Source organism: Asanoa sp. NPDC050611 (assembly GCF_040654855.1).
In the GTDB taxonomy this organism is placed as follows: Bacteria; Actinomycetota; Actinomycetes; order Mycobacteriales; family Micromonosporaceae; genus Asanoa.
Genome location: NZ_JBFAIU010000631.1, coordinates 1 through 2,052 on the forward strand (window position 1 = coordinate 1; position 2,052 = coordinate 2,052).

Sequence of the window (2,052 nt, forward strand, 5' to 3'; positions counted from 1 at the left end):
GAACGACGGCACCGCCGCACTCGACATCCGAGCCACCACCACCCACGGCGACATCACCGCCCGCAGCCGCTAACAACCACGAGGCCGAACCCACCGCGACAAGATCCAGGCCGTCGCGGTGGGACCACGCGCGGATCGTGACGTTTGCCCGCGGTCAGGCTCGCGGTGGGGTGGCGGCCGATCGGCTGCCGCCGTGCGAGGCGACCAAGGCGTCAGCCACGATCGCGGCGTCCGCCTCGGCGACCTCGGCGGCATATTCCGGCAGGAGGTCGTCCCAGACGACGAGCCACGATCCGTAGAGCTGCGCCTGGCCCTCCGGCCGGGCGAAGAACCAGACGTGCAGGTGAGCGGCGCCGTCGCCGATGCGGTAGACGTGGGCCCGCGAGATGTGCGGCAGCGCCTGCACATGGCGGACGATCCGCGTGGTCAGCAGCCCGAGCTCCGCGGCGAGATCGTCGGGCAGATCCGCCATGTCATAGTGATCGCGCGGATAGAGCATCAGCACCAGCGGCACGCCGACCCCTGGGACGCGGGCAAGCCGCCAGTGATCGTTGAACCAGATTCCCTCGTCGCGGTCCCGACAGTTCCGGCACTCCGCGGGATCCTCACCGTGCCGAGCCGGCTCCGGCAGCACCGGCGGACGCAGCGGCATGACCCGCAACCCGTCCTGCTCGAACGGGCTGATGTCCCATCCCGTCATGCGCGCCAGCGGAAGCCGCCGCTCGCTGTCGGCGACGGCCGCCGCGTGGTCGAAGAACTGGTCCGGACGCAACGCCATGGCGCGAGACTAGTACTTGCCGTTCGGGCCTGGATGATCCGCTATTCCGCACAGCCGCCATCGCCTCTGGCAGGATCCGAATCATGACCGTACTTCCCGCCCGGCTGTCCATCGTCACGCTGGGTGCACGCGACATGGACGCTCTGCGCCGGTTCTACCGGGCACTCGGTTGGCCGGAGCTGCCGCAGGGCGACGACACCTGGACCGGGTTCCTCCTCGGCGGCGTACTGCTGGCGCTGTTCCCGGTCGACGACCTCACCGCCGAGGCGGCACCCGGGAGTGAGGCACCCACGGGATGGTCCGGCGTCACCCTCGCCTGCGCCGTCGACACCCGGGACGCTGTCGACCGGACGTACACCGCCGCCGTCACCGCCGGCGCAACACCGGTGGCGCCCGCGACCGACCGCCCATGGGGCGGGCGCTCCGCGTTCATCGCCGACCCGGAGGGCAACCGGTGGGAGATCACCTGGGGACCCGAAACAACCTTCGACGAGCGCGGCGGCCTACTCACCTGGGGCTGACCGGTTCCGGGCTTGCTATTGACCGCAGTGGCCCGTGGCCGGCCACACTGGGCGGGTGAAGGATCCATCGAGTCCGGCCGTCCGACGGGGCCTGGTCCTCCTGGGTTGGATCGGCATCGCCGGACACGTCGCGATCTTTTTCCTGTACGTGATCAGCGGGCTGGTCGTCCCGGCCTGGGCGGCGGGCGTTCTGCTGGTCATCTGGGCGGCGCTGCTGGCGATCGCGATCGCCCTGCTGCGAACACGCCCGCCCTGGACCCTGGTCATACCGGTCGGTGCCGCGGCCATCTGGCTCGCGATCGTCTCGGCGGGCGACGCGTGGCTCGGGTGGACCGCCTAGCTGGGAACGGACCAGGCTGACTCGGCGGTTGAGGCGCGCTGGCCGGCATACGGCTAGATTCGGTCGCATGCGCACCGTGACGACCGAACGCCTCTTGCTTCGCCCTTGGCGTGCGGACGATGCGGACTTCCTCCTGGATCTCGAGTCTCGCTGGGACGTCGTGCGCTTCTTGGGCCCGAACCCGACGGCCATGAGCACCCGCGAGGACGCACTCGCGTCGATCGCACGCCGACGGGCGGTCGACCACCCGATCCACGGCATTTGGGCAATCACCACAGCCGGCGACGGCGGCCTGGTGGGCAACCTTCTGCTCAAGCCCGAGCGCCGTGTTGCCGCTGCCGCCGGACGAGGTGATCAGATAACCCAGTCCCGCGTCGGAGGCGAACAGCTCGCCCACGACCGCGCCGACCACG

General features: G+C 70.4%; 4 protein-coding genes. 3 read left to right on the forward strand and 1 reads right to left on the reverse strand.

Annotation, left to right across the window (positions count from 1 at the left end; genetic code table 11):
• Positions 1–154 precede the first annotated feature (154 nt).
• Positions 155–778 (reverse strand): hypothetical protein, encoded by a 624-nt coding sequence (locus AB0H87_RS41200; protein WP_360159126.1) that lies wholly within the window; start codon positions 776–778, stop codon positions 155–157.
• A gap of 83 nt (positions 779–861) precedes the next feature.
• On the opposite strand from AB0H87_RS41200, the gene AB0H87_RS41205 reads away from it, so the two are divergent.
• The 3 genes from AB0H87_RS41205 to AB0H87_RS41215 all read left to right on the forward strand — a co-directional run.
• Positions 862–1,299, forward strand: a complete 438-nt coding sequence (locus AB0H87_RS41205) for a VOC family protein (protein ID WP_360159129.1) — start codon at positions 862–864, stop codon at positions 1,297–1,299.
• Positions 1,300–1,354: 55 nt separating this feature from the next.
• Positions 1,355–1,639, forward strand: a complete 285-nt coding sequence (locus AB0H87_RS41210; protein ID WP_360159132.1) for a hypothetical protein — start codon at positions 1,355–1,357, stop codon at positions 1,637–1,639.
• Positions 1,640–1,706: 67 nt separating this feature from the next.
• Positions 1,707–2,052 (forward strand): GNAT family N-acetyltransferase (locus AB0H87_RS41215; protein WP_360159135.1); only part of this gene is annotated, 346 nt, incomplete at its 3' end.

Bases quoted from the DNA above. Each gene is read 5' to 3' on its own strand.
- AB0H87_RS41205 (WP_360159129.1), top strand. From the start codon at position 862: ATGACCGTACTTCCCGCCCGGCTGTCCATCGTCACGCTGGGTGCACGC.
- AB0H87_RS41200 (WP_360159126.1), bottom strand. From the start codon at position 778: ATGGCGTTGCGTCCGGACCAGTTCTTCGACCACGCGGCGGCCGTCGCC.